General features: G+C 41.0%; 21 protein-coding genes. 1 reads left to right on the top strand and 20 read right to left on the bottom strand.

From position 1 onward, the window contains the following. The first annotated feature begins 34 nt into the window (after nt 1–34). Nucleotides 35–253, top strand: a complete 219-nt coding sequence (locus tag LGZ99_RS04865; protein ID WP_023046448.1) for a hypothetical protein — start codon at nt 35–37, stop codon at nt 251–253. A gap of 86 nt (nt 254–339) precedes the next feature. On the opposite strand, the gene LGZ99_RS04860 is transcribed toward LGZ99_RS04865, so the two are convergent. From LGZ99_RS04860 to LGZ99_RS04765, 20 genes are all read right to left on the bottom strand, one after another. After that, nucleotides 340–489 carry a hypothetical protein gene (locus LGZ99_RS04860; RefSeq protein ID WP_200862502.1) on the bottom strand — a complete coding sequence of 50 codons (150 nt, stop codon included), beginning with the start codon at nt 487–489 and terminating at the stop codon, nt 340–342. 18 nt (nt 490–507) lie between these two features. Next, nucleotides 508–735 (bottom strand): hypothetical protein, encoded by a 228-nt coding sequence (locus LGZ99_RS04855; protein WP_152552696.1) that lies wholly within the window; start codon nt 733–735, stop codon nt 508–510. 61 nt (nt 736–796) lie between these two features. Next, a complete protein-coding gene (locus tag LGZ99_RS04850; protein ID WP_152552697.1) occupies nt 797–997 on the bottom strand; it encodes a hypothetical protein in 201 nt (66 codons plus the stop codon). A 182-nt stretch (nt 998–1,179) separates the two neighbouring features. Continuing rightward, on the bottom strand, nt 1,180–1,890 hold the full coding sequence (locus LGZ99_RS04845) for a hypothetical protein (protein ID WP_023046450.1): 711 nt from the start codon (nt 1,888–1,890) through the stop codon (nt 1,180–1,182). A gap of 376 nt (nt 1,891–2,266) precedes the next feature. After that, a complete protein-coding gene (locus LGZ99_RS04840) occupies nt 2,267–4,120 on the bottom strand; it encodes an RTX toxin (protein WP_152552698.1) in 1,854 nt (617 codons plus the stop codon). Nucleotides 4,121–4,163: 43 nt separating this feature from the next. Beyond that, the gene (locus tag LGZ99_RS04835) at nt 4,164–5,093 is read right to left on the bottom strand and encodes a hypothetical protein (RefSeq protein ID WP_036837154.1); all 930 of its coding nucleotides are present in this window, start codon (nt 5,091–5,093) and stop codon (nt 4,164–4,166) included. 35 nt (nt 5,094–5,128) lie between these two features. Beyond that, complete coding sequence (locus LGZ99_RS04830) at nt 5,129–6,814, bottom strand: membrane-targeted effector domain-containing toxin (RefSeq protein ID WP_036837156.1); 1,686 nt, start codon at nt 6,812–6,814, stop codon at nt 5,129–5,131. Between the two features lie 204 nt (nt 6,815–7,018). Next, complete coding sequence (locus LGZ99_RS04825; RefSeq protein WP_036837158.1) at nt 7,019–7,918, bottom strand: Pvc16 family protein; 900 nt, start codon at nt 7,916–7,918, stop codon at nt 7,019–7,021. Between the two features lie 24 nt (nt 7,919–7,942). Beyond that, nucleotides 7,943–10,024, bottom strand: coding sequence for an ATP-binding protein (locus LGZ99_RS04820; protein WP_036837159.1), 2,082 nt, complete (start codon nt 10,022–10,024; stop codon nt 7,943–7,945). A 9-nt stretch (nt 10,025–10,033) separates the two neighbouring features. Beyond that, the gene (locus LGZ99_RS04815; RefSeq protein ID WP_036837160.1) at nt 10,034–11,623 is read right to left on the bottom strand and encodes a contractile injection system tape measure protein; all 1,590 of its coding nucleotides are present in this window, start codon (nt 11,621–11,623) and stop codon (nt 10,034–10,036) included. 63 nt (nt 11,624–11,686) lie between these two features. Further along, a complete protein-coding gene (locus LGZ99_RS04810) occupies nt 11,687–12,874 on the bottom strand; it encodes a tail fiber protein (RefSeq protein ID WP_036837161.1) in 1,188 nt (395 codons plus the stop codon). A 109-nt stretch (nt 12,875–12,983) separates the two neighbouring features. Continuing rightward, complete coding sequence (locus tag LGZ99_RS04805; RefSeq protein WP_036837162.1) at nt 12,984–16,328, bottom strand: baseplate wedge protein; 3,345 nt, start codon at nt 16,326–16,328, stop codon at nt 12,984–12,986. Nucleotides 16,329–16,343: 15 nt separating this feature from the next. Then, the gene (locus tag LGZ99_RS04800; RefSeq protein WP_051769153.1) at nt 16,344–19,016 is read right to left on the bottom strand and encodes a baseplate J/gp47 family protein; all 2,673 of its coding nucleotides are present in this window, start codon (nt 19,014–19,016) and stop codon (nt 16,344–16,346) included. Between the two features lie 85 nt (nt 19,017–19,101). Next, nucleotides 19,102–19,515 carry a contractile injection system spike tip protein gene (locus LGZ99_RS04795; protein WP_036837163.1) on the bottom strand — a complete coding sequence of 138 codons (414 nt, stop codon included), beginning with the start codon at nt 19,513–19,515 and terminating at the stop codon, nt 19,102–19,104. Then, nucleotides 19,512–19,934 carry a GPW/gp25 family protein gene (locus LGZ99_RS04790; RefSeq protein ID WP_036837164.1) on the bottom strand — a complete coding sequence of 141 codons (423 nt, stop codon included), beginning with the start codon at nt 19,932–19,934 and terminating at the stop codon, nt 19,512–19,514. The genes LGZ99_RS04795 and LGZ99_RS04790 overlap by 4 nt, the downstream gene beginning before the upstream one ends. A gap of 12 nt (nt 19,935–19,946) precedes the next feature. Next, nucleotides 19,947–21,497 carry a phage baseplate assembly protein V gene (locus LGZ99_RS04785; protein WP_036837165.1) on the bottom strand — a complete coding sequence of 517 codons (1,551 nt, stop codon included), beginning with the start codon at nt 21,495–21,497 and terminating at the stop codon, nt 19,947–19,949. Beyond that, nucleotides 21,494–22,177 carry a CIS tube protein gene (locus tag LGZ99_RS04780; RefSeq protein ID WP_036837167.1) on the bottom strand — a complete coding sequence of 228 codons (684 nt, stop codon included), beginning with the start codon at nt 22,175–22,177 and terminating at the stop codon, nt 21,494–21,496. The genes LGZ99_RS04785 and LGZ99_RS04780 overlap by 4 nt, the downstream gene beginning before the upstream one ends. Continuing rightward, the gene (locus LGZ99_RS04775; RefSeq protein WP_036837168.1) at nt 22,164–22,343 is read right to left on the bottom strand and encodes a DUF5908 family protein; all 180 of its coding nucleotides are present in this window, start codon (nt 22,341–22,343) and stop codon (nt 22,164–22,166) included. Before LGZ99_RS04775 ends, LGZ99_RS04780 begins: the two co-directional genes overlap by 14 nt. Beyond that, nucleotides 22,340–22,798: a phage tail protein gene (locus LGZ99_RS04770; protein WP_036837170.1), complete on the bottom strand. Its 459-nt coding sequence runs from the start codon at nt 22,796–22,798 to the stop codon at nt 22,340–22,342. The genes LGZ99_RS04775 and LGZ99_RS04770 overlap by 4 nt, the downstream gene beginning before the upstream one ends. Nucleotides 22,799–22,816: 18 nt before the next feature. Beyond that, a complete protein-coding gene (locus tag LGZ99_RS04765) occupies nt 22,817–24,079 on the bottom strand; it encodes a phage tail sheath family protein (RefSeq protein WP_036837172.1) in 1,263 nt (420 codons plus the stop codon). Nucleotides 24,080–24,138: the final 59 nt, after the last annotated feature.

Genomic DNA, 24,138 nt, shown 5'->3' with positions numbered 1-24,138 from the left:
TTTTTATGATAGGCGTCTTAATGAAGCCTCCATATTGAGTGAACAGCAGGTAGGACTCAGGTTAGTTTTAGCGATTTATCTGATGATTGAAATGATGGGATGGGTTAATAAATTCTTTATAATTAGTCAGATACAAATGGACAGGGGAGGCGGGATGAAAAAACAGGCGTTAAAGAAGACGGTACTAAGAAACAAGTATCTGATGTGGTATGATCCAACGTATTTCAGCCGCGTATTACAGGGACTGGTGTAACTGAATGACTACTGCGCGGCTGAAAATGAATTTATAAAATTATTTTATTTGTTTCTGCTTGGTATTGATATCATCAGATCTTTCTTCTACTGTGTATTGATCGTTTCCTTCTCAGTACAAACTTCGCTGTCACACCATTCGGTTTCTTTGATGATAGCGGGCAGACGTCGGGTCTTATCTAAAAGAAGACAGGTTACATCGGGTCGTGAATAGTGCCCGGCGGGGTCGGCAACCATACGGTTTAGCTAATGGAATTACTGTGCTCTGGTCCATTTGGGGGGACTGATAATCAATCGATCAATTTTTTTGTTATTGAACTCGGTGTACTCCTTGTGGAGAGATAACAAAAAATCGGGATCTTGTGCGGTGTAATACAAATATCGTGCTGATAGGGTAAATGAATCTGCATTTTCCAGCGCTTTTCTTGAGCCAGTGGCACGGCGTTGTTTCTCTGTTTTATCTTGCTCATTTGCCGGTGGCATCAAAATACTGAGCAAATCAGTTAAGTCGTGCAATCCTGGACTGGACAGAACCCCAATATACTTATTCTTGAGTATGCAAGACACCATGAGACAACTCATGGATAGCGATATGGGCGACATGTTCAGGCCCTAATAATGGGTCTTCATAGACTCTTTTCAGGGCATCAGAGTACACATTGACATAGACACTTTTTTCCCCTCTTAACTGTTTTTTATATTCATCAACGTTTAAATCGGCGACGGTACTGGATGAAAACGGCAAAAATCATCGACATCACAGAAAATTTCAACTAAGTTGTCCATAGCCTGTTCCTCCCCGGAGCTGTTTCGGCATGCACCAAAACACTGCTCCTGGAACAGGCTTCATGTCAATTTCTTATCCAGAATTCGGGTTAATAACACAATCTATTTTTACAAGCTCATTTTATTCAATAAATCTCTTATCTATATATGTTTTAAGCTAGAATAATCGAACGTTTTAATTTCCTCGTTAAAACCTGTCACTTGTTCAGAAATAAGCTTTGTAATTGAAGAAGGTCCCTGTCCTATTGCCTTTTTCATTAAAACATTATAGGGAAGAAGACTCGCTCTATCGGCGGAAGAATAATTCTTACATGTATAAATCACTTGTCCACCTCGTTTTTCTCTTTGATATCCAAAATTGAGAAGACCTAATATTTCTCTCGCTGTAACTACATGGTAGCCCTCTTCGTGATTCCATAAATTAGCAGGGGCTGCTGTTGACATTAGATGAAAATCTGCATGTCTATGAATACCACCAAGCACCCAACAATCATTAATTACACCAGACCATTTGTCTATTACCAGCATATTTCCGTGGGCATTTTTGTTCCATAAATTCTCATTTATTCCTTTACCAAGTCCAAGTGGCTTAAGCCATTTTTCTTGCCAAAGATCATTAGCTCGACCAATTAACATAGGCCCCTTTGATAAAAGGGCTTTACGATAAACTAACCAGCAATACTCTGCTAAATCATTAAGATGGTTCTGGTTCCTTCGATTGTTAGGGAACTCATTGGAAAGACTTTCATGAACAGTATCCTTATTTTGTTCCCATAAGAATGGGTTGTTCTTTTTTTTATAACCTAGTGATTCGAGATCTCGCCTTAATGTTAACATTTCATATTTTTTCATATTTCATACCAACTATTTATGATAAAAAAGTTATATGGGATTGATTTTGTTTTTTTACTGTATTCGCGTTCTATATTATTAATTCTAATTTAATCTTCTGTTAATAATTGATATTTATTCTTTGATAAATAATTAGGATGGTTGAAAATAATTTTTTTGTCTCTGGAATAATTGAAGTAATTATTTGTATATTCCAGCTATAATAATGGTTTGAGTTTTTAAGGATGTGATTAATTCCAATTGTTTTTTATTGAAACTGTTATTTATAATATATTCAATAATTTTCATATCCTTGGCGATAAATGTTTTAGCATTAATTGAATCTATCAGATTTAGGTTTTATTTCGATATGATATTTGTTTAGCATATTCATGACTTAGGTTTCATGTTTTTTAATCTTCCGATAAAGTTCCTGGGTTTTCTTAAAGGCGTTATCCAGTGCTGGTTTCACCCATTTTTCGCTTGCTTCCCCTGCGATATCGATTAAGTCCGTATAATTGGCGGTGTAGCTTTGCAGTACCTGCTTACGTTCATCACCTTTTACTTGCAATGCTTTATAAACGGCCAGACTCTCGTTGACAGAGTGACCACCGTCAAACACCAGAAACGCTAAAGTATTAAGATATCCCTGATCTGCCGAGAAAGAGGGATCCTTACTAGCAATATAGTTATTGAGATGAACCATGATATTGGTTGAGCCAGATGCTCCTGTCACAACAGAATGGCCTTGTGCCAGAGCGTTACGTTCGAATTCAGTTTCTTGTCCAGGAGTCAGGATGCGGCCCGCAGCGACCTTCCGGCCATACCCGAAGTTGTCATATTTGTCACCCGCAGGCTGATAGGGCAGAGCAGTACCATAATCATCAGTCTGTTGTTCGATCAGCTTAACTTTGTGTGCAAGATCAGTTCCTGCGGTGAGCTGGGTACCGGTTGAACGGGTCTTGGTAACCTCCTGCATATAGAAACGATCACCTTCTGTTTTCCACGAAGCCTGACCCATTCCCATATCTTGACTGATCGCCATTTTTACTGCGAGAAATGGCACTTTGATTACATCAAATCCATCATTCACCTTGGTCATCATAGCCTTGAAGTTAGCAAAGGTTGGCTCATCCAGGAATGCGGTTAATTCAGGTACTTGGCTAAACCAGGGGCGAATATCCTTCTTAATGTCTTTAGCAAAAGAGGCCATTTTAGCTGTAATGCGGTCATCATGCCGTTCACTGTCGGCTGTATTAGGAAACAATTTATGCATAAACTGTTCAAATTCTTGTATCAGAAATTGTCCTGTCTGTCTGGAGGTCTTCTTCGCATTTTCTGAAGGGGCTTTCACCATTTCATGTGCCAGTTCGGAATCAAAACGGCGACCAAACAGGCTATCGATATATTGTCCGGTAGTCTTTTTTTTACTGGCATCTGTGTGTAACTGCTGTGCCAGAGATTGTAGCTCTGGATATGCATGCAGTTGAGTGACTGCATCTTCAAATAGTTTTTTGATAGTCTTTTCTGTCACCTTTCCAGTGAACCAAAGTTCCTTAGCTCTCTCAATTAAGGGTCTAGTTTCAGGAGTAGCTGCTTCTTCCAGTCGAGTAACAAAAGCTATGATACTTTCACTTTCGGTTTTGGGGGCTTCTCGCTCCGCAGTAGAGTTAGTTTGGGTTAATGACTTGATTTTCGAATGAGTAAGGTTAGAAATTTCGTCTTGTGTTATATCTTCTTTCAGGCCCACTACGCGCCCAAACCCGTCGAACAATACTTTTGGATTAAATTGCTTAACATGTTGAGGTGCTACTGTGATACCTAGGATCCCAGCAGATTTGGCTCTCTGAGCTTGACGGTGTGAGATCAGCTTACTCATCTCAGAACGCAGGTTTTTTACCAGTTCACTGCGTTTAGCAAACTCATTGGGGTCATACTGTTGCCAATGAGATAAAGCTTCTTCAAGTTTCAATACGTGCTTTTCATCAGGTTGTTTGACTATTTTATTGAAGGCGTTACGCACAGTTTTCAGCTCTTTGCTGGGCTGATCTAAATTTATCTTACCAAAGCGTCGTTTGGTGGAATCGATAAATTGTTTGTTTCCTTTATTCAGTAAGGATAGTTGCCGTTCTAATGTGTCGTTGTCTATCTCTTCCTCATCCTCTTCAATAGAGTTCTCCGGTTGGGCTAAAAATTTTTTCTCTCTACTTTTTGAATGATTGGTATTATCACTATATTTATTTTTTGGCATATTATCACCTATGAAAAGAATCAGAAATTCTGCGTTACACATCTTAACTATCCGTACGCGTTCTTATGTTTCTCGGTTTCTTGCGTTTTTGAAAAACAGGTAACTCTGACGATATAGTGGCATCGCTATCATATATAGAAGAAGATGTTTTCTCACCAAAGATGATTTTTTCTTCAGGGATAGCACTTTTTTTCGCTATGGGAGAATGGCTTGGATTAAGATCAGCAAGTTGTTTTATCTCCTCCGGATCGTTAATGACGCGTACGATAGCATTGCCTGGTATTTCTGGTGAAATCAGCACTTCTTTATCTGCAAAGGCGTTTTGAGCAATATTGCTATTCATGGCATCAAAGAAAGTACTATCTGGTTTATTTAAATCGAAGATTTTAGTGGTATCGGGCAATTTGCTTACATCAATCTCTATGATTGGAGACCATGTTTTTTCTGGTCTTTTCCTTCTTTCTGAAACCGGTCCAATCCCATTCCAGTTCATTACGGTATTCTGTGCGGCTCCTTTTGCATCACCTGTAGAGATATAGGCGCTTAACACATTATCACCAGAGATATGTTGGGCAATTGGGGTATTAGCGGTAGGGGCAGTTGCCTTGATTAAAGCATATTCTGGCCATTTTTTTAGTTTTTTATATTCATCAGCTCTATCTTGATGTTTATCTTTTAATTCTGTAAACAGATCACCATCCGGAGGCACAATAACTTGATTTTCCGTGATTGGCTCCCGCTTGTCCGAGGCCATCATACGAATTGCACGGAATAGTTTCCCACGACCTGTTCTGTCAATAAAATCCTTTGGTGTTTCATGCTGGTCTTCCATATTTAAAACATCGCGTGACGGATTATTCTGACTGCTTTGAGGCAAATCTAATACCTGAATAAATAATTCCTCTTCAGAATCTGCCAACTGTGTTGAGCGTTTTCTTTTCCTATCGTTCGTCTTATCGTATTCGTATACCATATTATCACCGTTAATGGTTGGTAATTAGTCGGTTATTAAAGTAGCTTTGCTTGTGGTATTAACTGAATGCGCGGCACATTGGCTACATCGTCATAACGCTTACGCTGGCTAGTATCATCTGCCTGAGCCACAAAATGATTATTGGCATCCACTTTGAGAGCGGGCAAGCCAAGACGATGAGTCATGCCGGGTATAAAATGGTCAATACCTTCATGGGATTGCAGGTGAGCGTTACCATAAATGGCAACGAACTTCTCTCCCACAGGCAATTGTTGCAAACGTTCAACCGCCACATTATTTGCTGCGCCGGCTCGATACATCAGGCCATGTTGTGTGCCTGCCACGACAGGGCGTGTCGTGCTGTTGTCATCCAATGCAATGATTTTCATGCTCTTAATTCTGGCTTGTTCAAATAAGGCAGGATCCAAATGTTTGGTCTTAATCATTGCCGCCAATTCAGCTGACATATCTCCGCTTGCTAGGAAGTTATCTATCAACGGTTGAGACAAATCTGAGCGCAGATGCTCCAGACCAATGACGGATACGCCATGCGCTTTCAATGCATCCATCTGCTCATTGACAAAACGTAATCCGTTCAGATCCGAACCGTGACTTTCACCGATCAACAACCCCTGGCGATTTTTGAGTAGCAGCGATAATTGGCTGTCCAAATCAGTACTGCCATTCAACCGGTGGTTCAATTGTATCAACGCATCGGCGTCAAATTGCTTGTCCCAGGCTGCCACATCAGTGTTATGGGAACTATGATAGATCGCTTCTATTTGCGACAGTCTGCCTTGTTCCAGTTGTGCCAGATAGGCAGGATTAGCAAAACGGTTAAGTAAAATGGCTTCTTGTGAGCCAGCAAATCCCGGATCGGCCTGTTTGGCCGCTTCTTTGAGGAAATAAACCGCCATTTGCACACTTTCAACTCCGGTCATATCCAGCAGTTCATTATAGCTGTAACCGAGATGAACCCGTTTACTCGGTTCATCAAGCCGGGCATGAGTCAGTAACCCTTGGCTCTGGGCTATGTTCAGCCATTTTTTGAAATCATCAAACTGAGCGCCCAACTCTACATGGAATTTAGGCTCAAAAGGCAGATCGTCGGGGATTTCTCCCTGATAGCCTGTCGTGGCCGCAAGATAAGGATCTTCTTTTACCCATCGCACCATCAGATCGGTCAGCCCAGGCGTGTTACCTCGGGTCTCGTTACAGGCAATCTGATAGATCCGTGATGCCATATTAGGGCGGCTTTCCGCCATCTCCAGCAAAGGACGACGTACCATCTGTAAAGTACCGGTAAACATTAGATCCTCCAGTTGCGTCTGCATTCTTCTCAGGGAAGTATTACGTTTGGAGTCAGGATGTGTCTTAAGGTAACGGGTAATACGTTGATGCAGTTCGAAGCCTGCGGTTAACTGCTCATTCCCATTAAGAGTATGGATACGGTGAAGCCCATCCAGAATTCTCTGATAAGAGGAACCAATCCGCTTGGCAAAGACAGCCGCCTCTTTGCGTAAATTATCACTGGTGATGAGATTATGGAGTAATGGAGATGTTTCATTGTTATCTGCCCTATTTAAAGCGTCGCGTGATGGATTATGTTGACGACTTTGAGATAAGTCTAATGTCGGCACAAATGATTTTTCTTCATAATCTGCCCACTGTGTTGAGTGTTTTCTTTTCCTATCGTCTGTTTTATCGTACTCATATTCCATATTATCACCTGTTAATCTTCGGTAAGAGATAGATTGGGAATAAATAATATATAGTTCAATTTCCTATTGTCATTTAGTTTTTTTAGAGATAAAGAAAATTAAGTTAAAAATATTTTAATATATTAATGAAACATTTTAGTGAAGAAATATTAATGTATAGGTAGTTATTCTCATTAAATACTCTCTTTATATAAATAGCAAATTTTAAATTCCCATTAACTTATTGGAGTTTTCTTCGTAAACAATAATGCCTATTCCATTTACCTTAACAACGGTACTTTGATTACTTTTCCATCCTGAGAGAACACTTTTTATTTTGGGTAAATAAATTGAAGTGGTAATGCCAGAAACTTCAAGAATAACGTTTTTATTTTCCTGATCTTCATTGTTTTCCGTAGTGAATTGGGTTGCCAGATTGACTTTGGTAAGGGCAAGATGTACCTCTTTTGTTCCGCCTAAATCGGCATATAATTTATCTGCCAGAGCCTGGTTTATTTGTGAATTATCCAGATTTGATTTTTGATCCACAAAAGTAGAAATATCGCTAATGGGTTTTATAGCATCTTCAATATTTTGCAGTTTTACCGGTGCGGTAATTGAATATAATAAAGAAAGGCGAGGGCGGTTGCCGAGCGCTTGCCAAAAGTTACCCAGGCTATTTAGACTTTCTTGCGGTGGTATTACTCTGGTGTAGGCACCAGAAATATCAGGTAATTGTCGGTTGTTAATTAATGCATTTAAAATAGCTGTCATGACGTGTGCAGCTTGGTTATCTGGCTTACTGTCAGGATTATCTCCGCCTCTTGGGTTACTCGAATGCCAATAAGTAATTAAATAGTTATAGTTAATATTTACCCACCCTGGTAATAATGTGCTGGTTGCAGGGTTATAAAGCCTTGATTCCGCAGAACGTAATTGCAGATCTTCGTGTATATCATAGAGAAATATACTTACTGTCGGCGCTGATGGGATTGAGTTTACTTCTGGCAGATCAAAGCGGATATCAATTTCCTGACCAGAGATGCTTAAACGCTGAGATAAGATCTCATTTAATGCGTTATTAACTGCAATAATAGCATTGTCAGGATCAATTATATTTGTCATATTAACTCCAATTTTATTTAATATTTAAAAAACCAACCGGCCAGTTTTATTCAATTCAAGGATAACTGCCCGTTCTATATGTTTATTTTCAATTCTTTCACCATTATCATCCGCCGCTAACATTGATGATAATAAGGCAATGTTTCTGATATTCGCTCCGGTTAGATCGGCTTGTTTAGTTAAATAATCGAAATCAAGTTCATTTGATAAATTAAGTTGCTCAGGCCAGATTGCTTGCCACATCTCTTTGCGTAAGACTTCATCGGGATAAGTGAAACGGGTAATAAAGGTAAAACGGCGGTTAAAAGCGCTATCCAAATGGTTGCGATTATTAGTGGCTAAGATCACCAGTCCGGGATAATTTTCCAGTCGTTGTAATAAATAAGAAACTTCAATATTGGCATGTCTGTCCTGAGCATCTTTGGTTTCACTGCGTTTGCCAAATAAAGCATCGGCTTCATCGAAAAACAATACGCCAGAGTCAGCTTCGGCGAGATCGAAAATCCGGGAGATGTTTTTTTCAGTTTCACCGATGTATTTATTCACCACGGTGGAAAGATCTACCTTAATCAAATCAACCCCAAGATGCCCGGCAATTACTTCTGCGGCCATCGTTTTTCCGGTCCCTGATTCACCATAAAATAGGGCGCTAATACCGGTGTCATAACCTATTTTCTCCTGAAAGCCTGCGTCTAATATTTGATTTCGATAATTAATGGCGGCAATGATTTCTTTTAACTGTTGAGTTAATGCATCTGAAATCACTAAGTCATTAAAACTGCGTTTGGGGGTTATTCGTTGAGCCAATTTGCCGAAATTCTGTTGAGCACGAAAACTTAATGCCTTACGTAAGTCCGCTTCTTCTAATTGGCCTTCCGGTTGTCGCAGGGCCTGGTATTGATAAGCTTCTGTAATAATTAGCGGTAATGTTTCCGGTGTAAATGAAAAACGCTGATATAACTGAGTGATATTCATTTTCTGAACGATATTATCCGGCAGATTTTCTTTCAGCATGGCTTGCTTATCCGCCAGAGTTGCCACCGGCATCTCAATTTGCACCATTGGTAGATGTTTAATCCATATTAATGAATCTCTCGGTTCTGCCAGGCAAACCACTCTCAATTTTGGTTGATTCAACAGGGTGGATAATTCGCTGTGCAATATTTTCTTTTCCTCTGCCAGCAAAGAAAAGTTGCGAATTAATAAGCAGGCATCGTGTAGCCGGGTTTCCCTTATTACGCCTGTTAGCAGGTCAGATATTGTGGCGGTATTCTCTTCGTCTGGCAGACGGGCTAAATCAAGGGTTAAGGTATTGATGCCATGAAACGACATAATATTACTCACTGCCAGCTCTCTGGCACTGTCCTGTTTTCCTCTGAGTATCAACAGCGGGCGTATTTCGTCCGTTTCATTTAACAATATCTTTTCAAGAGAATGATAAAGGGTTGGCGGATACCGAGTGTGTGGGGCGGGGTGACACCAATAAGCACAAGTTATCAAGGGAGGTAAAACGATTCGCTGACCTGATAAAAAATGCCAGACTGCATTGTGGGTTAAAAATTGCGTTTGTAGCCAAATGGGCTCCTCTTGGTTATTGAGTCGTAATAAATGGTGACTAATTAACGGTGTTTGCGGTAAAAAGCTGTTTTGCAGTAATTGCCAATCACTTTGGCGTTGGCTAAATAATTCAATCGCTAAAGCAAAACTGGGCCACTGTTTTTTACTGTTGCCGTGCAGAACAGCAAACAGTGCATGATAACGGTTGTCAAAATGAGGTAGCAGACCCAATAGTAAAGCATCGCGCTCAAATTCCGTGAGTTCAAAACGTTCGATTAACAGTGATAATGCACCGGAGGTAGAATTACCTTCTGTTTCTGCATTGCCAACGATATTATTCTTTTTTAGCCAATGAGGAATTCCCTGTGGTTCCGCTAAACGTTGATCCACTTCGTCTTCGGTCAGTAAGAAACTCTCCGGTAAGGAATCGAACCAGTCTCTTTTTTGGTAGTAGTAACGTTGTAATAGCAGATCGATACGTTCCAGATGGGGATAAATCCAGTTTAATTCTGCTACCATATCGTGGTTATTTGTTAGTGGGAAATTCATATAAACCTTTTAAATGTTTTGCCAGTCGATCCGTAAAGGGCGATCCAACCAGGGAAGTTTGGCGATATTGAGAGGCCAGGGCCAATCGGCTAACAGTGCATCAAATGGCTGAGGCTGTATCGTGATTTTGATTTCCTGCTCATCGACCAGTAATTCACCCGGTCGTTGTAAAAATAACTGGCGGGCATCATTGCGGCTTAACTTTTTCCAACTGGGAAGTTGACGAATAATAGCATCCAGCCATTGTTCTGTTATTAACTGCTTTTCTGGTTCAATAGAGAGTGATTCCGTATCTTCATTGGCCGTTAGCCCACACAGAACGTAATTTAGTGTTTTTCGTTCTGTCTGTATTTCTTCGGTTCCCCAAATTAGATAATCAAGGAGATCAACTGCGCTGAACTGGGCTTGACGATGGATAACTTTTTGTTTTTCAAGCAAACCAAGCCGATTAAACAAGGCGGGTAGTATTGGCCAAAGAACCAATATCCCCGCATTACTTACCTGACGTGGCAGGGCTTGTTCAGGTAATAGAATCGGCTCAAAGTGTGGCTTGTTATTAGGTCGGAATGGGTTGAGATTATCTTCTCCTGTAACGGATGTATTATCCAGTGTTGAAAATATTTGCCGATTTGCTGATTCAATATCAGAGCCATTTTTATCTATATTATTTGGAATAAAGCGTTCCGATAGATATCGGTATTCCTCAATTGATAGATGTTTTTTACAGAGTTGTAGAATAGGGGCTATTTGCCAGAGTTGCTTTAGCCAACCATTTAATGGGGTATTGTGGGCTATAGACTGGCGAAATAGCGTAATAACAGGTTCTGCGTTAAGTTTGCTACTATTTAATTCAGCTGTGATGAGTGAGATAATTTTAGCATCGGGTTTGGGTATTTCCTGTATGTTATGCCGCTGTATATATCCCAGTGCATTGAATATCAGTTGTTCGGAGGAGACAAGCTCCTCCTGATATTGTGATTTGGTTGTTTTTTCCGTTAATTTACCATTAATGGCGGTTAATAAAGCCGGTTGCCTGATAGCCAGAAGTTTTTGCAGGCTGTGTTCAGATAAACAGCTTTTTACCAATAATAGTGTCCATTTGTTTTGTACCTGTGTTAATTGATTAATGAGTTGTTTAATATTGATATCTGCAATTTTACTATTCTTCATTTTCTCCATTGGATTTAATGTGGAATCTTTTTGATGTAAATAATGGATAAAATCATCAACATTATTTGGATTATTATCGTGTAATAAAGGAAGATTACCGGTAATTTTTTGAGATCTGGACCCTTCTGAAAGGATATTTTCCTCCTGATTATTTATCTGATATTGGCTCAATGCCTTACTTAAAGCAGCATTGAGCTGAACAGGAAACAGTGAATTAAATTCATATAAGTTTATTTCTCCAAGATTTATAGATAGTGTTTCTAAATATATATTCTGATTAATGTCATGTTGATTGAAATATGAATTAATTAGTCTGTTTATATTTGATTGATTAAGCAGGGAACCATGCAATACTTTCTTAGCCACCTGTTGATTATTAGCTTCAATAGTGATGGTAATCCGATTTAACAGATTTGGCTCCGAAGTCATATCAATATATCCTTGGTAATGAGTAAAAAATAGATAATTTAAGTCTTTCTGTATGGGATGAAGTTAGAGTTTCATAATAAAAGCTAAAATATAATAAGGTGGAACTACATCAATACTGTGAGTATGTGAAGGAGATGATGCTGTTGCATCATGATTATGTCCTTGTCCACCTCCTGTTTCTGATGTGTGTGGATGATAGTCTGACCCAGATGAGTTTGTCCCATATGATTTTGTCCATATATATCCGTTATCTGAGTTGTCTATTTTGTAGCCAGTTTTTCCTATAGTCGTATAATCATATGCGAATCCTCGAGTGTTATAATAGGGCATGCTCTCAATGTGTTTATGCTTGGGTATTTGTGATTCTGTTAATGTCGTACTTTGCACGGTAACATTGACCGAAACCACAGTTGATGTTGTATTTCTGGAAAAGTTTTTTCCACCCCCATTTCCACTGGCTTTATTACTGCTTTTCCCTGTTTCAGAAATAGTTTCACCGCACATGACAAAACGGCTTCTTAAGTCTGGGGTTCCGCTGTTACCATCACAAAAAGCCCATCCGGTAGGAGCATTACTACCAGAAAACATCACAATCATTCCTTTGGGGAGTATTTTATTGGGATCAATACTAACACCGTCTGAATTCACCGTAATACCGTTACCGGCTTTGACTGAAACACCATTATTATCGACGCTAATGCCACTACTGGCCTTAATATCTAATCCTTCACCACCTATTTTTACTCCCCAACCAATACCTACTGATATCCCCGTAGATTCGACTTTAATCGTGGAATTTCTTGATTTTACAGAGACACCATTAGTATCAACATTGATACCATTATTGGCTTTGACATCCACATTGTCATTATTGACAACAATACCATTACCTTGACCAACACATATTCCATTGGCTTTATTAATCAAACCGCTACCAAGGTCTACAGATAAAATATCTTTTTCTAATATTAATGGAGAAAAGTTTTGGCTGGAAAGTATACCCATTTTTAGATTAAGCGTACCGTCATCAGCCAGTTTCAATCCTTCTCCTGGCCCATTTTGTTGCGGTGCCTGACCACAAGCTTTACGCCCAATGTCAGCAATATTAATCAAATCGGCATAATCGGTCTGTAATGGAATACTGCCTTCTTTAAAACGGTTTTTTAAATCACCGACTGAAGGCCCTTGTGATTTAATATTGGCATTTTCCAGATTATCTCCGGAATTTTTCAGATTATATTTCTTTTCCATGCTTATCACCTTATATTATGTGGGCTATTATACTAAGAGAGATTAAAATAATAGAGAGATTCTTGAAATGTTTTGATGTGTGAATAAACGAGATGCTTATTTTATATTGTTAAAGTTTTTTTCCATCATAGGAGAAATAAAAACCAAATTTTGTATTCGCTTCTCCTTTAAGGTCATTAGAGGCAGATATGTAATTTAGTGATAAAATAAGGGGCTCTTCGGTGTGGAATAATGCACCAGAAAGATCTTGGCTATCGTCTAATACAAATCCATAATAGAATGACCAGCGACTATCTGTATCAAGATCATATAAATTCATTGCTGTCCACGATAAATTAATTCCGACTTTCTTTCTTCCTTTAATATGCAATATTTCATCGGTAATAACCCCATTTTTATTCTTTTTCACTTTGATGTGGTAATCTGTCCATGCATTATCTGATTTCAATACGGCATATTCAGGGCCTATTTGACTGTTATCAGTTAAAAATACCAATTTTCCTTTATTATCTACCGGTTGATACAGAAGTTCTGAAACAGTCGTTTCTTTATTATTCTCTTTATTGAAGTCAATATTTACCAATACTACCGTTTTAGTATAAGGAACATATAATAGCTGATTATCTTTTATTACTTCTTCATTCCATTGATCGCCCAATTCACCAATGACCTCAATACGCTGCTGTTCGGTGGCAATTCGCATACTGCCAATACCGGTTGCAGCGGAAGGTGATCTTCCCAGGGTTAAAGTCTCTAAAATATGGTATGCCTCGTCCCCTAAAGGCGCATCATTGTTTTGCCAGCGTTTATAAGTGCTGGCAAAGTTCATGAAATGTTCTGGTGACAACCAGTGAATAATCATCGAAATATGTGCGGGAAATTCAGAGAGAATCTCTGTTTTTACCCAGGTTTCTAGTTTGTAAGGGTCAACGTTGTTACTCTCAATTAACAGGCGATTCACTACCACGCTAACCACAAATGAGAAGCGATCGGCCAGGGCATATTTTTCGCTGGAGAAATACCAGCGATAGCGCCATGCTTCTGTCTCGGGTGGAAAATTATCCCGTGAGTCTTGATTGCGTCTAATTAATATCTTGCCTTGAATGCGATCAAATTTAACGACGCGTGCTTTAAGTTCATATTCGGATTTCTTTTCAGCACGAACTGCACGGGCTAATGTGCTTGTGGATGGCCCTGATGGGGTAATGACATATTTCAGCGTGATTTCGTCATTTTCTTCAATCATGGCAGGGAAAGGGCTTTGGGTGCTGGAGGTGATCCAATGTTCATCTTCGGTAGCATTTTGATATGTGGCATCGGCATACACCAATTGATAATCCATATCTTCCAGCCACACTGGGCTGTTTTGCCAGAACAGTTTGTCTTGCTTAGATGCCACCAGCACTCTTTCCAGATTGTGTTCTAGATCCGAACTATTGCGTGTGCTAAGGGAGAATGTCTCTCCTGCCACCTCGGTGATCATTTGCCCCCGCAAAGTAAATTCTCTGTCACCTTCAATGATAATCAGGTTAATCACCTGGCCTTGTAATAAGCGGCCTGCTGTACCTTTTTGGGTGATTCTTAACTGATCATCTTCAATCACCAGAGAATCAGGTTTTTGCTTAGTATTGAATTGGATATCGGGTTTTGCCGGTAGTAATTGGCGGTGTTCAATTAAATAGAAAGGCAAATTAGCCAGATCAGGCGTGTCACTGAAACATTCCCCGCCTAAACCTAACCGGGCAGCAATCCGTTTTTGTAGTGCCGATATTTTATCAATCCGGATATTATTACGTTGGTAGGTCAATTCCGGTTGTTGGGCTAAATAACCACGTTGGGTGTCCAGAAAATCCTGAAAATCAAGGGTAAGTGGTCTGGCGGCAAGTTGAGCGCCAAAATAACCCAACAGATGATCTAAGATTTCCAGTTCTTTTATATAGTTGGGCCTCTGAATATCATCATTAATATAGATTTGTGAATCGTAATTTAGTTTTGCGGTTAAGTCAGAGATGATCTGTTGATGAACGTTGTAACTGACTGTACCCGCTTTAAAAGGCCATTGCACACCATATACGGTCTCCCCCCGTTGTTTAAAAGCCAGGAGTTTCGGTAAGAGGGCAAGTTCAGCGCAGCCGTTAGCCAACATCTGTTCAAAAGGGAGCATAAATTGGTGCAATTGTACTTGCTGTGGCGTAGGTTTTTTGGCCTGTAATCCATAGCAGGCGGGTAACTTATTGCTTATCGGGTAGTAATCCAGGACTTTACGATGCTTTCCCCAATTTAATAGTTCAGGCTGTGTATTAATCAGAGGTTCTGAAATTATTTTTTCTTCTACCTGTTGTTTAGTTACGTTGGCTTTAATCCCTCCCTTGGCGGTAATGATGATTGGGCTTGATTGTGAGGTAATTAACTCTAATGGATCGCTGCCCCATAGTCTGGGATAGTATCCATGATCGATTTCCCAGGACCAATTATCATTTGGTAACTTAGAAATTTTTTCATTATTATCATCTAACGTGAATCGGGTAACGCTTTGAACGCCTTTGATTGCTAATAATTGGTTAACTAGAGGGCTTAGATTTAATACCATAGCGCCGTTATAGTCTTTAACCGGAGGGAGTTCGGGTATCCAGCCGTGATGCAAATAAGGTCCATCAAAAATTTCTTCATGACTGAAACCCATTTCTTTCATCTCTTGGATGGTATAACGTAGCGGTTTCTCTGCAATCGCTCGTTCCGTTGTCATATAAGTTTGGGCAAAGATGTCAGCGATATCTTTGACGTCATTATCAAGTTGAATATCAATTTTCAACGGTAGATTGACCGGTTTTAACCAAATAATATTACTAACTGACTCTCCCAAATTGCGATTGTCTTTCAGAAAATCCTGTAAGCTTTTCTCAGCTTGAATTTTATTAATTTCAGTTTTCCTGCTGGGGAGTAAATAAAGATAATAATTTCCTTTTAGCGTTAATGCGCTATCTGATCCGTGGTTTTTAAAACTGTATTCTCTCTTTTCTTTGTTATACCAGTATTGATAGCGTTTATTTTTAGGTTCACGAATAAGCTGTACATCGTTAAAGAGAAAATAACCATCGTTTTTGTCGTTGCTATGCAAATCTAATAAAGCCCGGCGATAATCCTCTGCGGTAATTGGACCACAGGTCAGCATTTGTTGTGGGCCAAATTCGCCCGGGAAAATACCTTGACTTGATGCCCTTTCATCTTCTTCTTTGGGAATTAGGAGATCCCTGAGAGGGAGTGAGTGGCGATAGGCCAAATCGGATGCACCATAACAACAGGCTTCCAATAAAGTGATGCCTGGATCATTTTCCTCCATATCGTTCCAGCATTGATTGGATTGTTGTCCAATAACGGTTTTTGCTTGAGCAAGTAAAGTATCAAAAGTAATATAGTCTTTAATAATGGGAAATAGCGTATCTCGATTATTCATTATTAACTCCTTCGTTTAGGGATTTTTGTGCCAGACTAAAATCAATACTTCATCATCTGTGGCTTCTATATTTTCACTTACGGTAGGCTGGTTGTCTTTTTTTAAAGTTAAGTTGGTGACCCGTTCAACCAGAGGTGATTGCTGAATCGAGGCTAATAACTGGTAGTAGTCAATATGATTACCTAGTGTTACGCCAATAGCAGTATTTTCTTCCCATGGCATATATTTTCGACTTAGCTCCTGTTGTAGCTGATGGCGGCCATAATCCGGGTTAACATCCGAGGCAAATATCAGTTCATAGTGGATTAGAACGTTAACATATGTGGGATTTTTAATTTCAATGGTTGTCCAGGGGCTGCTTAATCGATCTAACAATTCGACCATTTCGGTCAACCGGGCTTGATTCAATTCTGGGCGTAGTGAATCATCATTATCTTTGTAGCGATTACCTGGGATAACGATTAATTGGCGATTTTCTGGCGTTGGTATTTTGGTTAATTCATTAGTAGAAGGGTATTTAACATCAAATATGCTGATAAACTGCTCTTTTAGTAATGTGACAATATCGTCCCAATTCAATGCTCGGTTACGATGGGAAAGCCGGGCGGGAACCCGTTTCAGGAAGGTTTGTTCGTCTTCTTTCGGGTGACCATTCCAGGATGTCCAGGGTTGAGCGACGTCATTGATTGCAACAGATGCGTTGACCGGCTGCTTAATGTTCTTGGCGGGCAAGCCGTTGATAAAATGATCCTGTTCGACGGTTTCTGTGTTGATTAAAGTTGCGGTTGTAGCGTTATACAACAAGCCCTTAATTTTGGGATAATCCAGAGGTTCAATCTTACTGGCTACCTTTATTGGTATTGCTTGTTCTTCTATTGATATTTGTGCTTTTAGCCAGTAACGTCCTTTTGGCATTTGAGATGCTGTGTTTGATGCCTGTTGCGGCAATAAAGTGCTCCAGATTTCCTGGTTAGATGAACTTTGGGGTGGTTCAGTTAATGATTCCCAGGTATTGTTGTTAGATAAATAAGACCAGGATAAAGCAGGTTTTTTAGAGCCTTCTAAATGCCAGCACAGGGATAAAGTATCCCCTGGTAATACGCCAGTAAAACCCAAATAAAATTCTCCATTGGTTAATGAAGATACTTCGGAGTCTTTATTACCCCAGCCAAAAGGCATCAATGGATAAACGGAGAAGTGATCAATTGATAGCACATTACTTCTGTCGTCAATGCTAATTTCAATACCCTCAATCTTAGGTAAAATCGATCCCTGAAAGGTGCCTAGTTTTAATACTGGTTCTTTAAACTTCATATTATCCAAGGCATCAGGGGGGGTGACAGGTGCATCACTGGATAATAAACTAAGTTCAATAATCTTATCGTTAACTTTTGCTGACAGAGAAAGCCAGTGATCTCCTGAGCTAATTTGAGCGGTGATGTGTGCAGGATCACCTCCCCATTTACTTGCTAATGTGGCTTTAATTATGAGTTTTCCTGACGACATAGCAAATGAAGATGTGGTAATCAGGTAGCCGGATAAAACCGAGGCATCATTAGATGTTGGACTAAAAATTTGAATGCCATTTGTGGGTAATTTAATGTCATTGGACAAATTAAGAGGCATTGCCGATTGCCAGCTACCATTATCTTTCCGATACCAGTACAGATCAGTCAGTTTTCCCTTATTCGTCTTCGTCAGTAGATTTCTTATTAGTGGCGTTTGTGCTTTCAACCAGAACCGCCCCTTTGGCATTTGAGAGGTTTGATTTGAAGCATCATGGGGTAACAAGGTACGCCAGGTTCCTCGGTCAAACAGGTTACGAGTTTTATCGTCAATCAACTTATCCAGTGGACTCCAATTGTTGTTTTTATTGAGGTAAAACCAGGATAAAGGGAGTTTTCTAGAACCTTCTAACTGCCAGTACAGGGATAAAGTTTGTCCTGGTAATACATCGGTAAAGCCTAAATAGAATGTATTAGCTAATGACGATATATCTGTTTCTATTTTGCCCCAACTCAAGCGACCAGAATGAACCTCGATATCATTGGATGTTTCGCTAAAAAGTCGAATACCGTTTTCAGGTAATTCAATATTGTCTGAAGCGCTTAATAGTATTGCTGATTTCCAACCATCGTTATCTTTCCGATGCCAACGTAGATCGGTCAGCTTTCCTTGGTTTGTCAGTAAATCTGTATCTGATGCATATTGTAATGGATTTCCAGCGCTATCCTGCCCGGCATCAAACAAGGTTCCTTTAGGGATAAGATATTCTGCATTATCTGTATTTAGAGTAATGCCTAAAGCAACGCTATCCGCCTGGGCGCTTCTCGGTTTCAGTCCCAATAATTCCCGGTAATAAAGATCACGATGTCGTGCTGGAAAAGTATTAAATAAAACTTTGGAGGTTTCTAAGAGTTTTAAAAAAGCTAAAACAAAAGCTTGATGGGCTGGTAAATGGCCATTTGCTTTATTAATGTTTTGGTAAAGATCGGCTAATTTCTCAGGACTATTTTCCTGAATAAAATAGAAACTATCCCAGAACTGCTTTTTCTCTTGATCAAAAGGAATTTTTTTAGCGTATTCTTGTAGCCAGTTTAAAATATCCAGCGTACTTCTTTCATCAAGTTTAAATTCTGTCTCTGGTACGATAGTGGCAAGTTTATTTTTTAATTCGCTGAGTCCCATATTATACCACCTATTATTTGAATATATTTCTGATATCTTTTTACAGAATAAGATCGTTATTTAATAATGAATTTTGAAGGGTTATTTATCCGGCATTGACGGCATATTGACTGGCAATAAAACGGCCTTTTCCCATACTGGGTGTCGTGATATCTGGACCTGCCTGACTCTTCGCCGGCTGTGTCGGAGTAAAACGGGCGGTAAATTGCTGCCCGGCAACAATCACTGTGATAGGACTGCGACAAAAATTCACCTGCTGGCTGGCATCTAATTGGGCAATGGTGACCATTCCCATGCCAGGTATAGGGTGGCTGGGAGTAATATATTGCGCCTGGAGCTGTACCTTTTTTTCATCACCCACAATGGCGATCTTTTTGCCTTGGATTTGAGCGTGTCCGCTGCCTCTGATGGTTGCTGGCCCCAGGAGCGTGACCTGCCGGTTGCCAAACAACGGCTCAAATAGCAGGCTGTCACCATCAATGATTAATTGCTTGCTCATAAGCTCACCTGTATCCGGCCTTCGCCGATCTCAAGGATACCTTCAAGTTGTTGACTGATTCCGCTGCCTCTCAGGGAGTAGGTCACTTGAATGTGTAGAGTATTAGGTGAGCCTGTTTTCTGATTGACTTGAATATCTGTGATTTCTGCTCGGGGTTCATAGCGTAGTACTCGCTCTTCAATACGGGTTTGAATATTCGACAACAATTCATCACTGATATTTTCAAACATATAATCATTCAAACCACAGCCATAATCTTCACGCATAATCCGTTCACCGGGTTCAGTTAAAAAAAGGATTTTCATACTTTGGCGAACATTTTCGGCGCCTTCGGCCATTGCTACTCCAGTTTCAATGGAAAACTCTGGTGGAAATTTCCAGCCCCGGCCATAAATATCGGCTAATATTTTGCTTGTCATCTTAATACCTTATTATTGTGTTAAGTTAATTTTCGAGCCTTTAATATCTACCCCTGATTTTCCAGAGGCTGACAGGGATTTTTCGGCTTGTATTTTAATTTCCTGCGCATTAGTGATGAGGTTTTTAGTCGAATTAAGTGCCATTGTGTTTTCTTTATTATCGAATATTAATTCCTGCTTGTTATCTCCTTGTTTGATAACTAAGGTTTTCATCTGATTTTTCTCACTGGGTTCTACCGGAGATTTATTTTTAGGATTATGCATGGAACCTAATATCACCGGAAAACGGGGGTCGCACTCAAAGAAACCGATAATCACTTCATCCCCCGGTTCTGGATAAAAGCAAAATCCACTTTCGTTGCTGGCATAAGGTTTACCCAAGCGGGCAAAAAGTACACCTTGGGTTAGGTTTAAGGCCGGTATTTTGACCGGAATACGGCCCAGTGATTGGCTGTCTTTTTGGTATTTTTCCACAATACCGATATGCAGTTCTTTAACTTGCGGTACGGGATGTTCCACGTCTGGTTGCATACCTAAGGTTAACCGGGTGCGCCAGCCTTGTCGTTGATTAATCTTCTGACTGACGCCGGTGATAATTACCTGACCATCCATGCCTTGACCAAAGCCGTTTAGTGCAAGGAGATCACCCGGTTGATAGTGGTCATTGCCTTCAACTTCAACACTGCCGGATACGTTGTGACTTCTCAGGTTATCCATGATGCCTTGAGCAAGATATTTGGTTTGTTCATTATCCAGCGGGTAGCTGAGAACCCATTGCCATTCTTGACTGGTCAGGGTTTCGATACTGTCTATCGCTAGCTTGTGACTGCCAAGCCCGCTGTTTTTCGCCTGAATTCCCTGAGAAAGCTTTTGTTGGGCAATATCCCAGGCACGTATACTCACTGTTTTAGGGCTGTGTTGGTTATTCCATTGCAGATCCGCTTCAAATAGCACAATGTCCTGATCGCTGCCACGCTGGTGGATCGTATGCACAGTTGAATGGTTCAGGGCCTTAGGTGTTGTCAACGTAACCGATTCATTACCGGGCAGCAGCCAGGTGTTAGTGGCAACCAGTCTGCTTTTTAAGAAGGCCCAGTCATTGCAACGAAATTGCACCATTTGCTCATGAGTGGTTTTGAGTTGAGGCGCTTGTTTTATCTTTGTTTGGATACCGTTTTGATTGAATAGTTTCTTGATAATCGCTTCATCACTCTGTTTATTGAATAGCTGCGAGTGAAAGCTATGTGTTAGTTTTTGTAGATGATGTTTTACTGTCAAAGTAACGATGCTGTCCTGACCTTTAAGCCCAAGCGTCTGTCGAACGATGACTCCCTTAAACAACACGGCTTTTTGGAGTTGAACAATAAGTTCATGGCTTGGACGGCAACTTGCCAGTTCAGCCTGCGTCTTGGCGTCAAAAATATGATTGGCATCACCAGCTATGCCCAGTGTGATGTTGGCCGAAGGAATACCATTGATGTGATGGTTTGTTGTCAGACTGATCACGGTAAATTGATTGAGTGTTTTACCACCTATATTAATGGTTACTGTGGGTATTTTCATGCATCCCCCTTAGCTTGCAGTGTTTGTCCGGGGGTAAAGTCATCAAGATTATCCAGGCCGTTTTGCCAGGCCAGAGAGAGATAATCGATACCACCAGCCAGAGAAGCGCCTGCACCCAATGCTATCAGTGGCAGGGAGAGCATATCGGTTACGCTGACCGCGGTGGCTGGGGGGGATTTTAATTGCCGTTCGGTAGCCTGAATAACGAAGCTTTCGTCCGCAACCAAGGATAAGGTGGCGCTGGCCCGCAGCGGCGTGGCATCCCGATCAAACAGGGTGTAATTAATGGTGAGGCCATTGGCTCGGCAGGCAAAATAGCCTTTGTTTTCCCAGCGCATTTTGCCCCATTTGATTTTTAGGAAGTGGGGCACTTTGGTGCTGGCATCTACCGCACACAGGGATTTCAGGGTCGCAAGTTGTGTTTCTATTGGTGTGTTATTACCGGGCATTGATGCATCAAACAGCAGGATTAATGACAATCCGGCTGGCTGAGATAACACATAGCGGCTGCTTTGGCTGGCACGGTTAACACTTTCATCCTGTTGATAGCGGGTTTGATAATCGAGTTGGATCGTGTCGGGGTTATACATGGCCTGCAAACTGCCGACGGAAACTTTCCCTTCCCGGTCTTTGAAGGCGGTGAGGGTGAGCCTGGACAGGCCACGTTCAATTAAACTCATAATAGCCTCCTGTTTCACGCAATGCGTCTAGCACTTCCTGTTTCACCAGGTCAATCAGACGGGCGTTATCCAGTTTTTCCTGGGCTAGCGTTTGGGGGGATAATGGGTCACTCGCAGTATCAGTGACTTTGGCCTGAATAATCAGTTCCTTAATTTCTATAGTCATGCTTTCACTCCTAACCAGCGCATATCTTGATAACGTAATTCTAGGGAATTTACTAAAACGGCGTTGCTATTGGCATCAAAGTCGCTGGTGGACCATCGGACCGGTAGCGCGTTACTGACTGTCCAGCTTCCCACGGGTAAAGATTTTTCATTTAGCAGCATGACGACGACATCGGCATAAATCGCTTTTTCGCCGCGTAGGACGCGATCAAACACTAAGGTTAGCGGTGTGATCGTCATGACACCGCGCTCCAGCACCAGGCTGCCATGCTGGATTTTTTCGGCCAGCCAGACATTTCTGGCATTTTCCCCGCCCTGGCTGTGTTGAGTGGTTTGCAGCTCACGGCTCAGGCCTGAGATCCGTTGAAAGGCGATGTCGAGCGGGCTGGGGATATTGTTAAAAAGAAAGCTGGCGATAAAACGATGTGACACTGACGGGGTGTAGAGATTGTGCATGTTTTGCCCCTGTTTAATTTAATTGGTGGTTCCGGTACGGGTATCAAATGTCAGACTCAGCTCGATAAATTCCGCTGGAGTTAACAGGGCCAGTCTGATTTTCATGATCATTTTTCCAGCCAGCATATCCGCTTCACTCATTGATTCGTTAACACCCAGCAGTAGCTCAAATGCTTGATCTTCCTGGGTGCCGCGCAGCCCGCCTTTTAACCATAACTGACGCAGCCAGTTGTAAGCCTGACCTTTAAACTTCATCCAGGTGATGGCGTTATTGGGTTCAAAGACAAAGGCGCGGCCCAGTTGGGTCATATGGGCTTCAATATAGGAAACCAAACGGCGGATTTGGATATAGCGCCAGGGAGAATCGGGTTTGTTGTCCAAGGTGCGGCATCCCCAGATTTTAATGCCTTTGCCGGGGAAGCTGCGAACCAGATTCAGTGAGGTGCCGTCCTGATTAAAGAGTTTATCGGCTTCAATATGAGAGCGTACTGGGCTTATCACCTTGGCTAAAGTTACATTGGCGGGCGCGGTCCATACTCCTTTCTGGTTGTCATTACGCTGGATGACGGCGGCGACCGCAGCGGTAGGTGAAAGTACGATATGTTTATCTTTCTCCTGATAAGTACTTATCAGCCTAGGCCAGTATACGGCGCCCCATTGTCGATCACTTGAGGAAAAATTAGCCAGGCAATCAGCTGCTAGTGTTGGATCGTCCGGGGCATCCAGTAATCCTATGATGCCGCGTTGACTTTTACAAAGATCGAGTATTGATTGCCATGCTTGTTGCCAGAGGGCTTTTTTAGTGTGAGTGATAACCTCTAATCCTAGGCTGCCGAGTGGTTCTATGAAAAAATCAAGTACTAATAACCCGGCTTTTATTCCTTGGGTAATGCTATCATCTTGGTTAAAGCGGGTAATATCAGGAGCGATAATTAGCGTGATTTCATGTTCTGCGGAAATCGCTTGTTTCACCCACTCCTGTTGTAGGGCGGTGATCAATAATTGAAAATCGGTTAACGATTTATCATGACCCAATGACAGTAAATAGGCTTGCTGACCGCCGTTGTCAAAAAAGTGACGCACTGAATAATACATTAATCCTGACTTACCAAATGATAGGGGAAAATCGACAAGGTTGTTTAGCTTGATAGCTGTTTTATTGTCTGAGCTTTTTTCGGTATAACCAATAAAAACCGGTACGCCGATAAATTCATTATTTGGTTTCAGAGATATTGAATTTTCCGCTATTGTGACGCCAGGCTGTTTTATATCCGTTGTCATTATTGTCTCCTTAGCTTAATGACTGAATGGACGCGGCGTTAAACCGCGCCTCAGTACGA

Origin of the sequence: Photorhabdus temperata (genome assembly GCF_025384845.1) — a bacterium.
GTDB lineage: Bacteria > Pseudomonadota > Gammaproteobacteria > Enterobacterales > Enterobacteriaceae > Photorhabdus > Photorhabdus temperata.
Note: the sequence above shows the minus strand (reverse complement) of the source record. Positions and strands in the feature narration are given on the sequence as shown.